This window comes from Levilactobacillus zymae DSM 19395 (assembly GCF_001434115.1).
Classification (GTDB): domain Bacteria; phylum Bacillota; class Bacilli; order Lactobacillales; family Lactobacillaceae; genus Levilactobacillus; species Levilactobacillus zymae.
Map to the genome: position 1 here is coordinate 46797 of NZ_AZDW01000021.1, position 19374 is coordinate 66170.

At 56.4% G+C, this 19374-nt stretch carries 18 protein-coding genes and 1 tRNA gene; 5 read left to right on the top strand and 14 right to left on the bottom strand.

Annotated features, from left to right (window positions below; all coding sequences use genetic code 11):
- Window positions 1-26: 26 nt before the first annotated feature.
- The 4 genes from FD38_RS04885 to FD38_RS04900 all read right to left on the bottom strand — a co-directional run bounded on the left by FD38_RS04885 (window position 27) and on the right by FD38_RS04900 (window position 2964).
- Window positions 27-368, bottom strand: coding sequence for a hypothetical protein (locus tag FD38_RS04885; RefSeq protein WP_057731859.1), 342 nt, complete (start codon window positions 366-368; stop codon window positions 27-29).
- Between the two features lie 69 nt (window positions 369-437).
- Window positions 438-510: transfer RNA gene (locus FD38_RS04890), tRNA-Arg, on the bottom strand.
- Between the two features lie 57 nt (window positions 511-567).
- The gene (locus tag FD38_RS04895) at window positions 568-1944 is read right to left on the bottom strand and encodes a DEAD/DEAH box helicase (protein WP_057731861.1); all 1377 of its coding nucleotides are present in this window, start codon (window positions 1942-1944) and stop codon (window positions 568-570) included.
- A gap of 18 nt (window positions 1945-1962) precedes the next feature.
- Entirely contained in the window at window positions 1963-2964 is a 1002-nt protein-coding gene (locus FD38_RS04900; protein WP_057731863.1) for a Gfo/Idh/MocA family protein, read from the bottom strand.
- A gap of 221 nt (window positions 2965-3185) precedes the next feature.
- Between FD38_RS04900 and FD38_RS04905 the strand changes: the two genes are divergently transcribed.
- On the top strand, window positions 3186-3566 hold the full coding sequence (locus tag FD38_RS04905; protein WP_057731865.1) for a DUF4828 domain-containing protein: 381 nt from the start codon (window positions 3186-3188) through the stop codon (window positions 3564-3566).
- A 98-nt stretch (window positions 3567-3664) separates the two neighbouring features.
- Here FD38_RS04905 and FD38_RS04910 read toward each other — a convergent pair whose 3' ends face one another.
- On the bottom strand, window positions 3665-4432 hold the full coding sequence (locus FD38_RS04910; protein ID WP_057731867.1) for a GH25 family lysozyme: 768 nt from the start codon (window positions 4430-4432) through the stop codon (window positions 3665-3667).
- Window positions 4433-4484: 52 nt separating this feature from the next.
- Complete coding sequence (locus FD38_RS04915; protein WP_057731869.1) at window positions 4485-5354, bottom strand: MurR/RpiR family transcriptional regulator; 870 nt, start codon at window positions 5352-5354, stop codon at window positions 4485-4487.
- A 310-nt stretch (window positions 5355-5664) separates the two neighbouring features.
- Between FD38_RS04915 and gntK the strand changes: the two genes are divergently transcribed.
- From gntK to FD38_RS04930, 3 genes are all read left to right on the top strand, one after another.
- Window positions 5665-7218, top strand: coding sequence for a gluconokinase (gene gntK, locus FD38_RS04920; protein ID WP_057731871.1), 1554 nt, complete (start codon window positions 5665-5667; stop codon window positions 7216-7218).
- A 171-nt stretch (window positions 7219-7389) separates the two neighbouring features.
- The gene (locus FD38_RS04925) at window positions 7390-8748 is read left to right on the top strand and encodes a gluconate:H+ symporter (RefSeq protein WP_057731873.1); all 1359 of its coding nucleotides are present in this window, start codon (window positions 7390-7392) and stop codon (window positions 8746-8748) included.
- A 281-nt stretch (window positions 8749-9029) separates the two neighbouring features.
- Window positions 9030-10298 carry an APC family permease gene (locus tag FD38_RS04930; protein WP_057731949.1) on the top strand — a complete coding sequence of 423 codons (1269 nt, stop codon included), beginning with the start codon at window positions 9030-9032 and terminating at the stop codon, window positions 10296-10298.
- A 72-nt stretch (window positions 10299-10370) separates the two neighbouring features.
- On the opposite strand, the gene FD38_RS04935 is transcribed toward FD38_RS04930, so the two are convergent.
- Window positions 10371-11858 carry an FAD-dependent oxidoreductase gene (locus FD38_RS04935; RefSeq protein WP_057731875.1) on the bottom strand — a complete coding sequence of 496 codons (1488 nt, stop codon included), beginning with the start codon at window positions 11856-11858 and terminating at the stop codon, window positions 10371-10373.
- Between the two features lie 108 nt (window positions 11859-11966).
- Here FD38_RS04935 and FD38_RS04940 point away from each other — a divergent pair, with 108 nt between their 5' ends.
- On the top strand, window positions 11967-12875 hold the full coding sequence (locus FD38_RS04940) for a LysR family transcriptional regulator (RefSeq protein ID WP_057731877.1): 909 nt from the start codon (window positions 11967-11969) through the stop codon (window positions 12873-12875).
- A gap of 74 nt (window positions 12876-12949) precedes the next feature.
- Here the strand turns inward: FD38_RS04940 and FD38_RS04945 are convergent, their stop codons facing one another.
- The 7 genes from FD38_RS04945 to FD38_RS04975 form a co-directional block, all read right to left on the bottom strand.
- Window positions 12950-13267: a carboxymuconolactone decarboxylase family protein gene (locus FD38_RS04945; RefSeq protein ID WP_057731879.1), complete on the bottom strand. Its 318-nt coding sequence runs from the start codon at window positions 13265-13267 to the stop codon at window positions 12950-12952.
- Window position 13268: 1 nt separating this feature from the next.
- Window positions 13269-13685 carry a cupin domain-containing protein gene (locus FD38_RS04950; RefSeq protein ID WP_057731881.1) on the bottom strand — a complete coding sequence of 139 codons (417 nt, stop codon included), beginning with the start codon at window positions 13683-13685 and terminating at the stop codon, window positions 13269-13271.
- 19 nt (window positions 13686-13704) lie between these two features.
- Window positions 13705-14448: an SDR family oxidoreductase gene (locus FD38_RS04955; RefSeq protein WP_057731882.1), complete on the bottom strand. Its 744-nt coding sequence runs from the start codon at window positions 14446-14448 to the stop codon at window positions 13705-13707.
- Window positions 14449-14451: 3 nt separating this feature from the next.
- Window positions 14452-14991 (bottom strand): flavodoxin, encoded by a 540-nt coding sequence (locus tag FD38_RS04960; protein WP_057731884.1) that lies wholly within the window; start codon window positions 14989-14991, stop codon window positions 14452-14454.
- Window positions 14992-15138: 147 nt separating this feature from the next.
- A complete protein-coding gene (locus FD38_RS04965; protein WP_057731886.1) occupies window positions 15139-16020 on the bottom strand; it encodes a LysR family transcriptional regulator in 882 nt (293 codons plus the stop codon).
- An 18-nt stretch (window positions 16021-16038) separates the two neighbouring features.
- Complete coding sequence (locus FD38_RS04970; protein WP_057731888.1) at window positions 16039-17466, bottom strand: gamma-glutamylcysteine synthetase; 1428 nt, start codon at window positions 17464-17466, stop codon at window positions 16039-16041.
- 557 nt (window positions 17467-18023) lie between these two features.
- Entirely contained in the window at window positions 18024-19322 is a 1299-nt protein-coding gene (locus FD38_RS04975; protein ID WP_057731890.1) for a pyrimidine-nucleoside phosphorylase, read from the bottom strand.
- Between the last annotated feature and the right edge of the window lie 52 nt (window positions 19323-19374).

Sequence of the window (19374 nt, forward strand, 5' to 3'; positions counted from 1 at the left end):
ATCCCTGGATTAGCCACGCGACCAATTTACTGAAATAAAATATTAATGATGGGCCGGTTGTGGCCGTTACGGTTCCCCGTCACGATCATCACGGTGTGGGTCGCCACAAATTCGGCGGCCCCCACGGCCCCGGCACTGGTCTCCTTGTAGAGCTGCTTCAAATAAGCCTGCGTCAAGCGGTCAAAGTCCCGGATGGCAAACGCATAAACGTTGGTCCCCGGAAACTCGGTCGCTAGCTGCGCCAACGGAGCCACTAAACTCGCCTCATCGGCGTAGGCCCAGGTCGAGTTCAAGAAACTGGCTTCCTGGTGAATCGCGTTGGACGCAAAAATCTGACTGGCACTTTTCAGCGCACTGGCTGTTGCCATGTTGCATTCCTCCCTTAATCTAAAAAAGCCCCCCACCAACCCACGTCGGTTAGGAAGCTTTTACTTAACTGGCCCCACCCGGACTCGAACCGGGATCATTCGCTTAGGAGGCGAGTGCCCTATCCAGTTGTGCTATAGGGCCAAAATCACAACCCGTGAATTAATTCTGACACGGATTGCGTGAATTGTAAAGCAAACTTTAGGCCTGGTCGTGTTGGGCGTCGCGATCGCGCCACTTCTTCCGCATGCCCTTGTTCTTGTTATGCCGGTTCTTGTGCTTCTTCTTAGACTTCTTCGACACGGGAGCCGCCGCCACGGCCGGGACTTGCGCCTTAGCGGTCGTCGCCGGTACCTGCTTGCCCGCCTTGACGGCCGGGGTCAGGTGTTCGTGTGCCGGTTGGGTCGCCACGGTCCCGGCTGGTCGCGTGGCCGGACGACCTTCCGCGCGAACGGCAGGTGTGGCGGACACTGTTGGCCGTTCCGTGGTCAGTTGCTTCCCCTGGAAGTAGACCGGAACTAGCTGGTAATCCGTGTCGCGCAACAGTTTCTTCAGGTCGCGCAAATCGTGGTCGTCACCCAAACTAATGACTTGGCCGGGCTCGCCCATTCGTCCGGTCCGTCCCGCGCGGTGTACGTATTCGTTGACCGTGCTGGGCAGATCGTAATTGATCACGGCGGGCAGCTTGGCGATGTCCAACCCCCGGGCGGCAACGTCCGTGGTCAGTAACAGGCGAATCCGCCCCTGCCGAAAGTCTTGTAAGGCCTTTTCGCGTTGGACCTGACGGAGATCACTGGTCAGACTGGTGGCCGAGACGTGGTCGTGGTAGAACTTGGTGGCCGTGTGCTTGAGCGTATTGGTCTGCTTAAAGAAGACCAGTGCGCGGAAGTTGGGCTGCGCCAAGAGGCGTTTTAACATCTGGTCGCGCTTGCCCATACCGACCTGTAACAGGCCGTGACGGACGACGCCTTGGGTCTGGTCCTGTTGGCGCACGTCGATGCGGGTGACTTCTTGACCGAACCACTTCGGCAGATCGCTTAAAATCGCCGTGTCCGTGGCCGAGAAGAAACTTAATTGGCCGTCGGCGGGCGCGGCTTGGGCCACCGCCCGAACCGTTTCCAAGGTATCACCGGTCAACAAATCGTCGGCTTCGTCCACGATGATGTGGGAAATCAGGTGCATTTTTAATTTATGGTCTTGAATCAGGTTCAAAATTCTACCGGGCGTCCCCACGATGACTTCGGGGCGCTTCTTAAGGCGTTCCGTTTGGCGTTTGACGTTGGCGCCCCCGGTCAAGGCGGCCACCTTCAAGTCCAGAAGTTTGGCCCAGTCGCGCATCACGCGGCTGGTCTGAATCGCCAGTTCCTGAGAAGGTTCCAAGACGATCAGCTGGATGCCGTCACCCGGTAATAGGTTGGCCAGGGCCGGTAAGGTGAAGGCCACGGTCTTCCCGGAACCGGTCGGGGCGAGGCCCAACACGTTCTGGTCGCTGGTCATGGGGCCGTAAACGGCCGCCTGAATCGCGGTCGGCGCGTCGTAGCCTAAGGCGCGAAAGTGCGCTTGGTACTGTTCTAACATAATTGGTCCTCTTCTTTACTAGTTTTCGTCTGCTGGAAAGTATAAGTTGGCCGAGACCCGTAAGTCGTACAAGACTTGGTTGACCTGTTGGCTCCACCGTAACCACCGACGGTAATCGGCGGCGTTTTGGGCGTCATCCGGGTCCTGCAAGATGCGCGCAAAGTCGTTAACTTCGGGCAACATCGGGTTCGGGAGGTCGGGTTGCGTCAAGTCTTCGGCGGCCCCGTCTGCGGCGTAGGCCTTGACCTGGGTCAATTCGCCGGCACTATCTAGGGCCAACGTTTCCTTTAAGCCGTAGATTTCGGACCAGGCGTAGGCGTTACTGGTCTTCCCAAAGTTGACCGTGACGTCAAAGTCGCCGTACCGCAAGATGGCAATGCCCTTCCCATCGGCACCGGTTGCCACCAGCGTCGGGAAATAAGCCACGTTAGCCGGCTGACCGAACAGCGCCACGGCTAGATAGATGGGATAGACCCCCAAGTCTTGGAGCGCCCCACCAGAAAATTCCTTGGTGAAGACGTTAGGCCGTTCACCCGCCAACACGTTGTCGTAGCGTGAGGAGTACTTCATGTAGGTCAACGTAGCGCCCTGAACCGTCGGTAACGCCGCCACGGCCTTTTCTAGGGCGTGGAAGTTCGGCGTGTGGACGTTACGCGCGGCCTCCAGCAACCGGACGTGCGGGTGCTTGGCCAGTTCGGCCATCAATGCCGTCATTTCACCCTGATTGCTAACGGCGGGCTTTTCGACGATCACCGAGATGTCGTGGCGAATCGCGGCTAGGGCCTGCTGAAAGTGTAAACTGTTCGGCGAGGCCAGGTACACCACGTCCAGATTCGCGTCGTTTAACATGGTGTCATAGTCCGTATAAGTGGCCTGTGCGTGATTCTTGGTCGCAAAGGCTTGGGCGGTCTCTTCGTGCCGTGAATAAACCGCGGCCAGGTCGTACTGCTGAGACAAGGCCAACGCCTCAACCAGTTGCTGCGTAATCCAATGCGTCCCCACTGTTCCAATCCGAATCATGAGTCATTCCTCCAATACATTAATCCCGTGGCCGCTAGCGATTGGCGCTCGCCACCACGACTCAGTTGTCACCTCTTATTCTAACAGTCCCCGCCGCGTAGGCATAGCAACCACTTTACATTTTTGTAAAAATGCATGGAGAATGGCGGGGTTTTGCGTGGCTTCTTTCTTAAAAAATGTTATATTGAAGACAGCGATTAAAGTCAAAGGAGGGATTACCGGTGAAAGGTCGAGAACTGGCGTTGTTTGGGATCTCACTACTGGCCGGACTGACTGGGGGCTTCTCACTACGTAAAAAACAACAGGGGGCAACCAGCCACGAGTCGCCCCTCTTTTACGCGGGCACTTGGCAGTTCGTGGACCCGCACAATCAACGGCACCACCGGTTAGAGATCAGCCCGAACCTGGACGTCCACATCGACGGTCGTTCGCTGGAAGTCCGCGTCCAAGAACTCAACGAACATCAGCTGACGTTCCAAGATAAATTTGGGTATCACCTGGTGATTCACGCCAACGAGCAACAGCCCATTTCGTTTTTTGACGAGGCCGATGATTGTACGTACACGGTGCATCCCGCCGACGGACCCCACCAACCTAAGTGAATTAACGCCTGTCCGGAACTTAAATTCCGGACTTTTTTGATATCTAACTAAAAACGTGCCCGGACTCAGCGTCCCGACACGTGGTTTCATCATTAAATTTAATCTTGCTGGCTAAACGCCTTCCATTGCCGCTGCGTGCCGTTAAAGACCGTGAAGCCGACCGCTTGCGACTGGCCGTTTTGACTGAGCTTACCGCTGGCGTTGTATTCGATCAGCTTCACCGGCGACCCGTAATGGCCCAGGTGCCCATCGGCCATCCATTCGGCCTGGTTGGGAAGGACCGGCCGCACGAACTGGGTCAGTACCGTTTTATTCGCGTAAATGACGACCCCCTGGCGATAGGTGTCCGCTAGCGCCGTCACGATTTTCTTGAGTTTCTGCCCCTGGGCCGCCATGTCCCGGTTACTGCTGTTGTACTGGTCGTAGTAACTGACCGCAATCATGATTGGCAACGTCCCGGTCTGTTGGCCGACCGTTTGGCCGAAATGGTGGATCTGCCGGCTAGCCGACGTGGAAAAACTGAACGTGTGCATCACGCCAACCTTGATCTCGGCCCCCTGCGCTCGCGAATAGTTGTTGCTGAAGTCGTTATCGCTGTAGGTCGCCCCCGAGGTGGCCTGAATGTACACAAATTGATTATTTTTCGCCAATTGTTGAAAGTCCAGGTACCCGCTGTCCTGGTTGATGGTCACCCCGTGAATCGGGTACCGTGCCAACCGGGCCTGCTGGTAACTCTGCCAGGTCCGCCACCCCCAAACGCCCAGGCCGATGACCAGTAGCGTCAGGACTAAGGCCCCTAGCCGGCGCCACCGCTTGTGACGCCGGCGCCGTTTTTCATAAATTGGTTGATAATCCTGTCGTTTCACCGTTGTCACCGACCCTCGCGTCACGCTTTTGAACTATTATACCATGATAACCTTAAGGTTCTTCACGGGTTCGTTCAATCACGTCGCGCACGTGCATCAAGACCGGTTGGGTCCGCGACGAACTGCGCAGGACCGTCATCATAAATAAGCTATCCAGGATGGCAATCTGTGAAATCAGAGAATACATTCCCTCGGAGCGGTACTTGATTTCGTCGGTCAACGATAACAGCGTCACCGTGGCCGCCCGGGCTAACGGTGACCCGCTGTAGCTGGTGATGCCGATGATGGGCACGTGATTGGCCTTTAATTCCTTGACGATTTGAATGGTTTCGTAGTTTTTCCCGGAATGTGATATCACCACGGCACAGTCGTCGGCGGTCAACTTGGCCGCTTGCATCAGCTGGATATCGTAATCGGGATGGTAGGCCACGTTCAGTGAGGTTCGCACGAACTTATGGTACCCGTCCAGCGCCGCAATCGAAGACCCGCCTAAGCCGAAAAAGTTCACGGTCCCGGCGTTGATCAGTTTCAAGACCGCCCGGGCAATGTCGTTTTCACTTAGCGCGTCGTTGGTGGCCTCTAGTGACGCCATGGACGAATGGAAAACCTTGTTGGCGATCACGCCAAGCGAGTCCCCTTCGCCCAATTCCTTAAACAATTTGGCGCCTTCCTGGGCGTCGACCACGACCACGTGCGCCAATTCCATGGTAAATTCCCGGTAGTTGGCGTACCCCAGGCGCTTGACGAACCGCGAGATCGACGCGGTCGACGCCCCAGCCGCACTCGCCAGTTCACGGATGGTCATCTCACTGACCGTCGACGGACTGTTGAGCGCCAACTGCGCGATTCTTTTTTCTGTGGTGGATAAGCTGTCATACTTACCGCGAAGCTTACCCAATGCTGAACGTGCGATAACCACCATCACCCTTCTCCGTTTAAAAATCTTTTTGTAAATATTTTACAACACCCTACTTGAAAAGTGAAACTTTTTTACATATAATTAACAGCGTTGCCTTCGGGGGCCTCTTTGTCTAAAATGACACTTAAGCCCGATGAATTGAAGGGATAACGCTTGCTTTTCGCCAAGCGACCCAGTACGCTATCCATGATAACGTTTTCTCATCGGGTTTCGTAGGCCCCACTGGCGGATTCAGCGTTACTTATCCGGCGAAACCGCCCCGTAAGTAGCAGCGCACGTGACTTAAACGAGTTACCACGAAAGGAAGAGTTTTATGGACTACATGATTGGCGTCGACATTGGAACGACCAGTGTTAAGACGGTATTGTACGACACCGATGGTAAGATGCAGGGTTATTCCAACAACCTGTACCCCCTCTATCAAGATGTTCCCGATATGGCGGAAGAAGATCCCGAAGAAATCTTCTCCGCGATCATTGACGGGTTGACCACGGTCATTCGCAAGGCTGACTTGAAGAACGGTACCCTCCACGGGGTGTCTTTCTCCGCGGCCATGCACAGTCTGATTTTGTTAGACGAAAACCACAAGCCGTTGACACGGGCCATCACCTGGGCCGACAACCGGGCCGTCCAATACGCCGACGAGCTACGGGAAAACGGTGTGGGGAAACAATTATACGAAAAGACGGGGACGCCAATTCACCCCATGACGCCGCTCAGCAAGTTGATTTGGTTGCGTAACGAACAACCCGACTTGTTCAAGCAGGCGCGGTGGTTCGTCGGCATCAAGGAATACGTGATCTACAAGTTGTTCGGCGTCTTACAAGAAGACTACTCCATCGCCAACGCAACGGGGTTATTCAACATCTTCAAGATGGACTGGGACGACCAAGCCTTACAAGTGGCCGGCATTACCCGTGACCAATTACCAAAGCTGGTCGACACCACGGACCAAATCTCCGGCATGAAGGCCGATTACGCCGGTGTCATTGGCATGGACCCGAACACGCCGTTCATCATGGGCGCTTCTGACGGTCCGCTGGCCAACCTCGGGGTCGACGCCATCAACCCTGGGGTCGTTGCCGTGACTATCGGGACGTCCGGGGCTGTCCGGGTCGTCACCGACAAGCCGAAGATTGACCCTAAGGGCCGGGTCTTCTGCTACTACCTGTCCGAAGGTCGCTGGGTCGTTGGTGGACCGGTCAACAACGGGGGAATCGTCTTCCGTTGGGTCCGCGACCAACTCTTCGCGCCCGAAAAGATTACGGCCGAACAAATGAAGGTCGACTCTTACGACCTATTGACCGAAATTGCCTCCAAGATTCCGGCCGGTTCCGACGGCTTGATCTTCCACCCCTTCTTGGGTGGCGAACGGGCCCCTATCTGGGACGCCAACGCTCGGGGTTCCTTCTTCGGTCTGACCCGGACGCACTCCCGCGCTCACATGGTCCGCGCCGCGCTGGAAGGGATCGTTTACAACCTGTACACCGTGATGCTGGCCTTAGAAGAAGTCGTCGGCAAGCCATCCAGCATTCAAGCTACCGGTGGGTTCGCCCGCTCCGCGCTGTGGCGTCAAATGTTAGCTGACATCTTCGAACAAGACGTCACGATTCCCGAAAGTCCTGAAGGCACGGCCTTAGGGGCTGCCACGTTAGGGATGTACGCGTTAGGTCTGATCGATGATTTGGCTGAGGTCAAGAACTTCATCGGGGTCGCTAACGTGCACCACCCGAACCCGGACACGTTCGAAGCTTACCGGACGCTGGTCCCAATCTACATCCGGTTGAGTCGGCAATTACAGTCCGAATACAAGAACATCGCCGAGTTCCAGCGGAAACACCCGCAACAAACCACTGATCAAAAATAATTTAAGCTGTTTCTGAAAAGAACCTTCCTCGACTTTCGTCATTTTGAAAGTTAGGAAGGTTCTTTTATATACAAATTGTGTACCATCAAGTATAATGTGAATTGCTCATAGGCAAGCTAGTATAGGGGTGCTAGCTTTTCTAAATATCTAAGATGAAAGGGCTTACTTCTTATGGAATTAATTGCACTTGTCATTGGGGTCATCTTTCTATTGGTCCTCATTATTCGTTTCAAGATCAACACGTTCGTTTCGTTGATTATGACGTCCGTGTTAACGGCGCTGTTGTTGGGGATGAACCTGACCAAGATCATGGCCACCATCGAGGCCGGAATCGGGAGTCAACTGGGCGAACTCTCCTTAGTCTTCGGGTTCGGGGCCATGCTGGGCCGGTTAGTCGCCGACGCCGGTGGGGCCAACGTGATTGCCACTACCCTGATCGATAAATTCGGTAAACAGCGGTTACAAATTGCCATTATGCTCGCCTCCTTTATTATCGGGATTGCCCTGTTCTTCGAAGTCGGGCTGGTTCTGCTGATTCCAATCGTCTTCGCGATTGCGCTAGAAGCCAACGTGCCAATCCTCTACTTAGGGATTCCGATGGCCGCCGCGCTGTCCGTGACCCACGGGTTCTTACCGCCCCACCCGGCACCGGTAGCCATCGCCGCGGTCTTAAAGGCCAACGACGGGGAAATTCTGTTGCTGGGGTTGATCGTGGCCATTCCGGCAGCCATCATCGCCGGTCCGGTCTTCACCAAGTTGGCCCGGAAGTTTGCGCCCAGTGCTTTTGAGCGTAAAGGGAACCTCTCTTCACTGGGTGAGGTCAAAACCATTAAGCCCGAAGATGCGCCTAGCTTCGGGATGTCCGTGTTAACGTCGCTCTTCCCGGTCATTTTGATGGCGATCACCACCATCTACAAAATGACCGTCAACGGCGGGGCCACGCCGACCAAGAACGCCACCATGCTCGACCAAATCGTGGCGTTGATTGGGGACCCCGCCATGGCCATGCTAATTTCGCTACTGGTCGCCATGTTCACCATGGGCTGGCGCCGGAACCGTAAGACCGCCGACATCATGCAGACCCTAGAAGACGCCGTGAAGTCCATCGCCATGCTGCTCCTGGTCATCGGGGGTGGTGGGGCCTTCAAGCAGGTCCTGATCGACGGGGGTGTCGGTCAGGAAGTGGCGAAGATCTTCGTCAACTCCAACATGTCGCCCCTGCTGTTAGGCTGGTTGGTGGCCGTGGTCCTGCGGGTGGCCCTAGGGTCCGCGACCGTGGCTGCCCTGACCGCCGCCGGTATCGTGGCCCCGTTGATGGCTCAGGCCGGGGTCGCCCCGGCGTTAATGGTGCTGGCCATTGGGGCCGGGTCCCTGGCGGCGTCGCACGTGAACGACGCCGGGTTCTGGATGTTTAAGGAATACTTCGACTTGTCGGTCAAGCAAACGTTGAGCATCTGGACCGTGCTGGAAACGGTCATCTCGGTGGTCGGTATCGTGATCGTCCTGCTGCTGAGTCTGGTCATCCACTAAGCATCACTTAACTTAAAATCCTCTGTAGGACGCGGCTTCCCGGCCGCGTCCTTTTTGGTGGCCGTCCTGATTTTCGCCCGTCACCGACTAGTCCGGAAACGTTGCCGCCGCCACAGTTGGTTTGTATCCGGTTACATTTCACCCGTTGATGATTTTGGGAGCCAACGGTCAAAATTTCGTGCTATAATAGTTGAATCAGTCATTTTAGAGAAAAGAGGCATCGTATCTTGGCAAAGGCGTTACGCCGCGAAATTGGAACGTTTACCGCCCTGGCGACCGTGATGGGCACGGTCATCGGGGGCGGGGTCTTCTTCAAGACCGCTAGCGTGGTGGCGGCCAACCATTCCGCCAACATGACGTTGCTGGCCTGGGTCTTAGGCGGCCTGTTGACCATCTGTGCCGGCCTGACCAGTGCCGAATTAGCCGCCGCCATCCCCCGCACCGGTGGGGCCATGCGCTACCTAGAATACGCCTACGGCAAACCCGTGGGCTTCTTGATGGGCTGGGCCCAGATCCTGGTCTACTACCCCGCCAACATCGCCGCGCTGTCGATCGTGTTTGGGACGCAGTTCATCGCCCTCTTTCACCTAGCAGCCGGCTGGCAACTGCCCATCGCCATTCTTTGCGGGGGCAGCATTACCGCCATCAACTTTCTGGGAGCTCGGGCGGCCGGACGGCTCCAGTCCGTGGCGTTAGTGTTTAAATTGATTCCGATCGCCATCATCGTGATCTTCGGCTTGATGGCGCCGGCCACCACCCCGATTCCCCTGTGGCCGATTGCCACCGGTGACCATCTCAACTGGGGCCAAGCCTTCGCGTCCAGCTTACTGGCCACGATGTTCGCCTACGACGGGTGGATCAACATCGGTAACATCGCCGGGGAAATGAAGAAGCCCGAACGCGACCTGCCCCGAGCCATCGTCTTGGGGCTTGCCGCCATCACCGTGGTTTACACCCTGGTCAACCTGGTGGTCTTGCGGACCCTACCGATCGACCTGATTGCCGGCAACCAGAACTCGGCCGCCGACGCCGCCATGCGGTTGTTCGGCCAGATGGGCGGTAAGCTGGTGACCATCGGCATCCTGATCTCGGTCTACGGGGCCATCAACGGCTACACCATGACCGGGATGCGCGTGCCGTTCGCCATGGCCGAAGAGGATAGTTTACCGTTTTCGACCTACTTCCGCCGGTTATCGCGGCGCACCTACGTGCCCTACTTCGCCGGGGTCGTTCAGATTGGCATCGCCCTGATCATGATGTTTCTGGGGAGCTTCGACCTGCTGACCGACATGCTGGTCTTCGTGATGTGGGTCTTCAACTGCCTGATTTTCCTGGCGGTCTTTCGGCTACGGCACCGAGAACCCGACATGGTCCGGCCGTACCGGGTCCCCGGGTACCCCGTGATTCCGCTGATCGCCCTAGTGGGGGGCCTCTTCATCCTGGTCACCACGCTGGTCACCGAAACGGGCTTAGCCGTGACCGGTCTGGCGTTGACTCTCCTGGGACTGCCGGTCTACTTCTGGCACCAAAAGCACCGCCGCACCACCTAAACTTAAAATCGTTAAAGGCGCAACGCACAATCCGTAAAGGAGATTGGCGTTGCGCCTCTTTTTTGACTAGGATTAAGCGTCCACGACACACTGGCCGGCTAACCGGCCAAAGGTCACCGCGTGACTGGCGGTCAGGCCTGGCACCCGGTCGGGATAGGCGCCCCAGAAGAAGCCCCCGGCACAGTTACCGGCGGCGTACAGTCCAGCAATGGGGGCCTCGTGTTGGTCGAGAACCTGCATCTGTGAATTGACGTGCAGGCCGTCTAGGGTGGCTAGCAGAATCCCCCCCAGGGTCACTGCGTAGTACGGCCCTTCGTCGACTGGGAACAACCGGTAGGCTTCCTTACCGAAGTCGGTGTCCTTTCCGGCGGCGCAGAGGTCGTTATAGTGGTCGACTGTCTTGGTCAGTTGGTCCACCGGCAGGTGCATCTTTTCGGCCAATTCGGCAATGCTATCGGCCTGTTGTACGTACCCCTTGTCCAGGTAGTCTTGCAGTAGCTTCTTTTCGCCATCGGTGCTGAAGATGCCCGGCCAGCCCAACCGCGAGCAGCCCAACGTATGGAACTGTTTGAGGTTGTCCATGGTCTTGGCGTTCCACACCATGACTTCCAAGTGCCCCGGTTGGTGCATCAGCGAGTTCATGGCAAACTGGTACGGCGCGCTTTCGTTAAAGAAGCGTTCACCTTTCAAATTGACCTTGAGGAGGGGGTAGGAGCCCAACACGAACTGGTGACTTTGCCAGTCCTTGACGTAGTAGTCGTCGATGTTGGTCCCCACGGGAACCGCACCCCGGTCGAAGATGATGCTGGCCGGTTCGAGGTCTCTGGCCGCGCCGACTTCGAGGGCGGCCACCTGACCGGACCCGTCGTCGCGCGGACTCTGGGTGTAGGTATTCTTTTTCAGGAGTGTCGGCGCCCACTTTTGCATCAAGGCCTCGTTGGCCCCGTAACCTCCGGTACACAGGATGACCCCCTGCTTGGCGGTGATTTCGCGAACCGCGTGGGTTTCGGTGTCCATCACTTGCACCCCGGTGACCCGGTTTTGCGCATCGGTCAGCAGGTGTTCCAGCTTGGTGTTGTACTGGAAGGTCACCCCCAGCGCCTGGTCGGTAGCAATCACGTACTTGCCCCAACCCCAGTCCCAGGCCTTTTCGTCGGCCGTAATTTCATTACCGGACGGGAAAGCCTTGTTCATCAAGGTTTCGTAATAGGCGTCACCCGTGGCGTAAAGGTGATCACCATTGGGCTTCAAAACCTTTTCTTCCAGCCAATCCAGGGCCTCGCCACTATGGTTGACCCAGGTCCATAAAAGTTGTTGGTCCACGTTGTCCTGCGCGAAGGCCGAGAGAAATTCGACCAGCTCGCGTTTATCGATCTTGACGCCGGCCCGTTGTTGCGCGTGGCTGTCCACCGACGCAATCGTGTTGCGGTAGAGGTACTCGCTGTTGGCTTTCTTGTCGATCACGAGGACCTTGGCCCCCTTTTCGGCGGCGGCCCCGGCGGCAAAGCCCCCCGCATTGGCGGCTCCCACGACGATGACGTCGTATGTTTCATTCTCCATGACGCTTCACTCCTTTTCGTTATCGCTTACACCCTTGATATTAAGCCATTTCTTAGCGTATGATGAAGACTAAACGGCAAGTCAAGATGACGAAATGGAATGTTGAACATGAATTCAATGCAGCTTAAATGCCTCATCTCATTGGGGCAGACCCACAGTATCACCCGGACCGCGGCCAAGCTTTACGTGGCGCAGTCGACGGTCTCTAAAAATCTGAAACGCTTGGAAGATGAATTGGGGTTCCCCATCCTCACCGTCCAAGCCCACCAGACACACCTGACGCCCGAGGGCCAGTACCTCTGGACCCACGTGCAGAAACTCGATGCCCAGTTCACCGCGGTAATCGAACACATTTACGCCCAAAAGGCCTCGACCCCGATCACCGTGGCCCACTCCATTATCCCCTTTGAACGGGCCTTTCTCCCCCTGTTCATTCAGCGCTTCGCAGCCCACCACCAGCGGCCCGTGCACCTGATCAATTTCTCGCCTTCGGCATACGCCGACAGCCTCAACCTCCTTTTGCAGCAGGAGGCGACCTTTCTGTTGATGCAAGAGGACTTCTTCCGTCACGACCCACGGATCTCCTTCACCCCGTTACTTCAGGCCCGCTACTCGGTCGTTATTCCGCGCCAGCACCCCTTAGCCGCCCACCCCCTCATCGCTTTAGATGACTTGGCCCACCAACACCTGTGGGTCTGGAACAGTGAGCCGCCGGTCCAATCCGTGGTCCAGGTCAGCCAACTCATCCGCGACCAAGTGCCCAGTGCCACCCTCACCCCGGTCGCCAACATCGCGGAGTGTGCCATGTACGCGGCCTCGGGCGCCGGATTAGGCATCGTTCCCAGTGTGGCCTACGATACCGGCAACCCCGACGTGGTCTACAACTTCTTAGACGTCCCCATTCCCATCAACTACGGGGTCAGCTACCTGCGGACCACCAAGAAGGAAGCCTACTTTCCCGCGGTGATCCACGACCTGACCACCGCGGTCAAAACCAAGAAAGACTTATGGTCTTGAACCAAAAACAGCCCCCAACCTGGTGACCGACAACGTTTGTCGGTGCTGGCTGGGGGCTATTTTGAAGTTAGTTACTAGTCCTGATAGATTTTCTTGGCTAAGCCAAACGCGGACCACGCCTTGGGCCAACCGGTGTAAAACGCCAGGTGAGTGATCAATTCGACCATTTCGTCCTTAGTCACCCCGTGTTGTTTGGCGATCTTCATGTGGGCCTCTAATTGGGGCACGCCCTGCGTTAACAGGCTCGCCACCGTGATCAGACTCCGGTCACGGGCGGACAGCTTGTCCTCACGGGACCAAACTTCCCCAAATAAGACGTCATCGTTCAATTCAGCGAATTTCGGGGCGAAGTCCCCCAGGTTATCGCGACCTGCAGTTTGTTTTTCGGCCATCTTACTTCTCTCCTTCCACAGCAGCGTATTCTTCATCCGATACCGGTTCGAGCCATTCTGGCGTACCCGCCGTGATGGCGATGTGGGAGAACCAGCTATCCTTGGTCGCCCCGTGCCAGTGCTTGACGCCGTCGTGGGTCACGACCACGTCCCCGGCCGTCAAATGCCGGGCGGGTTGGCCGGCTTCTTGGTACCAGCCTTCCCCACCGGTCACCAGTAAAATTTGAAACCCATCGTGGTGGATGTGCCAGTTGTTCCGGCAACCAGGCTCAAAGGTCACGTTGCCGACGCCGACACTGACGTTGGGGTCGTTCACTAAACCTTGTAAGTAACTCTGACCGGTGAAGAACTTGGCGTACGCGTCGTTCTTGGGACCCATGGAAAAAATACCGTTCTTGATGTTTTCGTTGTTAGTCATTAGTCGTTTCCTCCTAAAATTAAGCTTGCTTGGTCGGGTAAATCGTAAATTCGTTGACGTTCACGTCTGCGGGTTGGTCGACCGCGAAGTTGACCACCCGCGCCACGGCGTCCGGGGTAATCCCCACGGCGTCGTAGAATTGTTGCATGCCTGTGGCCGTCTGTTGGTCGGTAATCGTGTGCAGTAATTCGGTGTTAATGGCCGCCGGGTAGAGTGAAGCGGTCCGAATGTTGGTGCCTTCCTGAGCACTTTCCATCCGAATGACTTCCATCAGGTTGCGAACGGCGAACTTGGTGGCGCCGTAGACCCCAGCCCCGGCAAAACTCTTCAGGCCGGCGACCGATGACGTGGTGATGATCTGCCCGTGTTTCTGGGCGGTAAAGGTCGGCATCACTGCCGCCACCCCGTTGAGGACCCCCTTCAAATTAATGTCGATCATCGCGTTCCATTCGTCGACGTGTAGCGCACTAATGGGCGAACTGGGCATGATGCCGGCGTTATTGAAGATGACGTCCAAGCCACCAAAGGTCGTTTTGGCGTGGTCGACCAGGGCTTGCACCTCGGTCGGCTTAGTCACATCGGTCACGTGGTAGCTGGCTTGACCGCCGGCATCCTGAATGGCCTGGACAATGGCTTGGAGCCGGTCTTCTCGCCGGGCCCCCAAGACCACCTTGGCACCGTTTTGGGCTAAGAGCTTAGCGCTGGCTTCGCCGATACCGGACGAGGCACCCGTAATTACGATAACTTTATCTTTAACTGTCATAAGTTAACTCTCCTTTAATTGAGTGACGTGCTGATTAAAATAGGGTTGGAGCCAATGGTCCACGGCCGGAGCCGCCCGGGCGACCCGCGAGCCCCGAATCGGCAACCCCGGACGCACCACGGCGCGGGGACACAGCCGTTGTAGGTCGGCCACACTCTGCCCCAGGCCACTGCCCTCGTGGGTCGCAAACGGATAGATCACTCGCGGGGATGGCGCGGTTTGGGTGAGTAACGTGGCAATCACCCGCGGCACGTGGCCGAACCAGATGGGATACCCCAGAAACCAGACGGGCGCTTGTAAGGTCGCGGCGTCTAGCGGCTGAAGCGCTGGTAAGACCTGATTGGTCAATTCCACCTTGGCACGGTGGAGCACCGCCGGGTAGCTCACGGGATAGGCGACTTGCGGTTGCAGGGCCACCGCCGACACGTTCAGGCGGTCCCCCAAGAGGCGGGCGACCTGGGCCGTTTGTCCCTCGCGAACCAGGGATGGCTGACCATGGACCAGGGTTTCGCCGGGAGCGGAAAAGAACATTAACGCGGGCATCGGCTCCCCTCCTTTCGGGTTGCGTCTTGATAACAGAACCTAGTGTACGGCCAAAATAGCTATAGGTCTAATGCTTTTTATAAACCGATTAATGCTTATGAGGCATATCAGCAGTGCATTCAATTCCATAAAAAAACGCGCCGCCGATTAGGCGAACGCGTCTTGAAAGTAATGAATAAATTCGGTCACGACCGGCGTCAACACCCGGTCCTTACGCCAGACCAGCACACAGTTGGTCTGAATGGCCGGCTTCAACGGAATGAACCGCGTGTCGGCCGGTTGGCGGTTGGTAACGGCGCCGGCGATCATCAACGCCGCGGCCACCTGGTGGGCCACCAGTGGTAGCACGTTAAAACTCAGGTTGTAGGTACCCACGATGTTGAGTTGCTCGTGGGTCAACCCCGACCAGTCGGTCAACAAGCACTGCACCTCCGGCCGGTTGGAAATCATCAGTGGCATCCCCGCCAAGTCACTGGGCGCCACGCTGTCCTGCTGGGCCAGGAAGGCATCGGCGGCCACTAGCAGGCCCCAGGTTTCGGTCCGCGGTAGGGTCAGCGTCGCGTATTTATCGGTATTGACCGGCTCCAGCAAAATCGCCAGGTCGATCAAACCTTTGTCCAGTTGGTCGGTGATGATGTCGCTGGCACTGCTGAAGATGTGAAAGGTCACCTGCGGGTAGTCGCTCACGAAGTCCTCCAGCATCATCGCCAGAGTATCGGAGTTATCCGCCTCGACACAGCCCACCGCCACGTGACCGCTGAAGAGTTGTTGCCGGCGGTTAGCAAATTCCTGTTCCGTTTGCTGGGTCAGCTGTAAGATTTCGGCCGCCCGGCTCTTCAAAAAGAGACCCGCCTCGGTGAGGACGAGTCCCTTATTCTGCCGCTCGAACAACGGGGTGCCGAGTTGGGTTTCTAATTCTTTTAATTGGCGACTTAGCGTCGGCTGCGTCACGTGCAACCGTGCCGCGGCCCGCGAAATATTTTCCTCTTCCGCGATCGTCCAAAAGTATCGTAATAGCCGTAACTCCACGCCGCCACTTCCTTTAAGTTAAAATTCCGGGAGTTCCGGGAACAGTTCTCTGAGCTGAACGCGCGGGTCTTTGGTCTGCGTGTCGCGCTCCTGTAGGACCTGCGTGACTCCCTGGTAGGTAAACATCAACAGGTCAGCGCCAAATTCGTCTTTGACCTGGTAGAACTGAATCCCCGCTTGCATCGCCATCAAGATGAAGTGTTGGCAGCGGAAATTCAGATCCTTGTAGACCGGCAACAGGGCCACGCTGTTCAGCCGTTGGTAGCGCCAAGCGTTGGCGACCCGCAACCCGTAGTCCATCAGACTGTGCTGGTCGACTCGGGTCATGATCTTGGCCGCCGGCGTCAATTCCGGATGGGTCAAAACCTCACCCAAGTCGTCGATGGCCCCCCACTGTTCCGTGTGAGCGTGCAGGTCTTGGGCCATGGTCTTCATGGCGTGGAAAATCTCTTCGCCCGCAGTCTGAAATTGCGTGGGTTGGTCCGGCTGTTCCAGGGCCACGGCGATGTTTTGTTGCCGCGCCGCCGTCAGGACCGCCGCCAGATTAGTGGTCGGTAAAGGCGTGACCAGCAGATAGATCATGAAGGTCTTTAAGAAGTATAGCGCGTGGCGACTGACCCCGTTGGCGGTAAACGGCGTGTTGTCGAATCCGTTGAATTCCAGATAGCCAATCCCTCCGGTCAAAAAGTCTTGCGGAGTGGGTTGACCCTTCAAGGTCACGGGACCGGCCGGCGCGGAGTCACCCGCGGCAGCCAACCGTTGCAGGGCACCCAGATGGGCCCCCAACGAGGTATAGGTCACCGGCGTCCCCGCCGGTAACGCGCCGCAGTAACGCAAGCTCCGCACCGGGCGTTGGGGCAGTTCCGGTAACGTGTCCAGAAAACCCGGTTCGGCCATCGGCGTTGCCCCGAACAGGTAAGTCAGGAGCCATTGATACCGCACGAAGTTCTGGGCGACCCGGAAGTAAAGTTCGTTCTTAAAGGCCACCACGGAATCGAAGTCGGCCGTGTAGTGGCTGTACAGGCGGTGAATCACGGGATCGGGTAAGCTGTAACTGATTTTGACCCCGGTCAGCCAGTCGGTCTGGTGCCCCGCCCCGGCGCTGGCCAGTTCGGCCGCGTCAATTTTCGGCGGCAGGGACAACGGCCAGATACGGTCGTCGCCCTCCAAAGACCGGTAGGCCACCGTTTGTAGGGTGTCCAACCGATCCAAGATGCCCCCGATGTTGGGATTGGGCTCCGTCACCAAGGTGACCTGACTGGGCCGTTTGCCTTCACGCAGGTACGGATGATGCGGTCGGTTGGCCCAGGCGCGCGGTTGGGGACGACGGCTGAGGTGACCATGCTGGTCGACCCGGTGCTCCGTCAATTTAATGCCCACTAAACTATGATAAAGTTGCTCTGATAAATTTTCTTCTCGAATAACCGCTAATAAGTTTTCCAGCATGGCGGTAACATCCCCTGACTGCAAATAACCCGTTTACCTAAAGTTTAGCCAAAAGCGGCGTCCCTGTCACTAATCTGGCTTAAATTTCTTGCGAAAAACGCAACTTTTATTTTTGCCGAATGCCGGGTGCAGTGGCGGGCCAAAATAGGACCCAAAGTTCAGTAAATCAAGTGGAGTTTTAGCCCGTCGTCAATGATACTTACGTTCACTTAAATGACTATAAAAGGAACACCCCACATTAAAATTCTTAGGGTGTTCCTCTTCAAACCAGCTTTTCCATTTATTTCCGCAATATAGGACTGATAACCACGTAAAGTCTTGCCGCCGTCTACTCTATCTAGCTCTATCTAGCCTTAACCATCAAAAGTACAGCCCGGAGGCGAGCAGGGGCTCAGCCAGCGAAATTATGGTTAGTCGACGTCCTTTGTCGGCTTACCATAAGGTCGAGTTTGAAGACTCGCGTTTTTTGCGAGGCTTCAAATCGTGCCCGCAGGCGTTCCAGCCCCTGAGCGCCGGAGGGCGACCAGTTTTAACTTTAGTGTCATTCCAAAATTGCGTTAACGAATCGTTTCGTGGATCAAGGTCACGGGTTCGGCGTGGTCGCTGATTTCGATGTTGTCGTACAACAACTTCTTGATATCGTCCACGTCTTCACGGTCACTGTAGATGGTCAACAGGGATTCGCCTTCCTTGACCTGGTCACCGATCTTCTTGTTCATCATGATACCGACCGCGTAGTCCAGCTTGTCGTCAGCCTTTTGCCGACCACCGCCGAGTAACATGGAGGCAATCCCCATTTCATCGGCTGCGACCTTGCTGACCACACCGGCCTTTTGCGCGGGCAGGTCAATCTTGAACTTGGCTTGCGGCATGATTTCTGGGTGATCGACCACGTTCCGGTCCCCGCCTTGAGCAGCGACCATGTCGCCAAACTTCTTCAACGCTGAGCCGTCGGTAATGGTTTGTTCACACATCTTGCGGGCATCGTCTAAGTTGTCGGCCTTCTTGGCCATGACGACCATGTGGGCACCTAAGGTTAAGACTAAGTCGGTAATGTCCTTGGGACCGTTCCCCTTCAGGATGTCGATGGATTCCTTGATTTCCAAGGCGTTTCCGATAGCGTTCCCTAACGGTTGGTTCATGTCGGAGATGATGGCCATGCAGTCCATGCCGACTCCCTTACCGATTTCAACCAACGCGTGGGCTAATTCCCGCGAATCGTCCAAGGTCTTCATGAAGGCCCCGGAACCGGTCTTAACGTCGATGACTAAGGCATCGGTGCCGGAAGCAATCTTCTTACTCATGATGGAGCTGGCAATCAACGGAATGGAGTCCACCGTGTCGGTCACGTCCCGTAAGGCGTAGATCTTCTTGTCGGCGGGCGCGATGTTCCCGGTAGCCCCGACGATGGCACACTTAACGTCTTGGACCTGCTTGAGGAAGTCCTTTTCGCTGATTTCGACCGTGTAACCTGGAATCGCTTCCAATTTATCTAAGGTCCCACCGGTATGGCCTAAGCCCCGGCCGGAGATCATGGGTACCGGAATTCCTAAAGCCGCCACGATTGGGGCCAACGGAATACTGGTCTTGTCACCCACCCCACCGGTCGAGTGCTTGTCGGCCTTGATGCCGTCGATACTCGAGAGGTCCAGGTGGTCACCGGACTTCATCATGGCCATGGTCAATTCGGAACGTTCCGCATCGGTCATGTCCTTGAAGTAGGTCGCCATCAGAAAGGCACTGGTTTGGTAATCTGGAATTTCACCGGAAACGACCCCGTCAACGAAGGTTTGGATTTCTTCTTTAGTCAGTTCGCCGCCGTTACGTTTCTTATCGATAATGTCAACCATTCTCATGCTTAGGTCACTCCATTTCTAGTCGTTGACGCCCCTAAGACGTCAGGGTTTT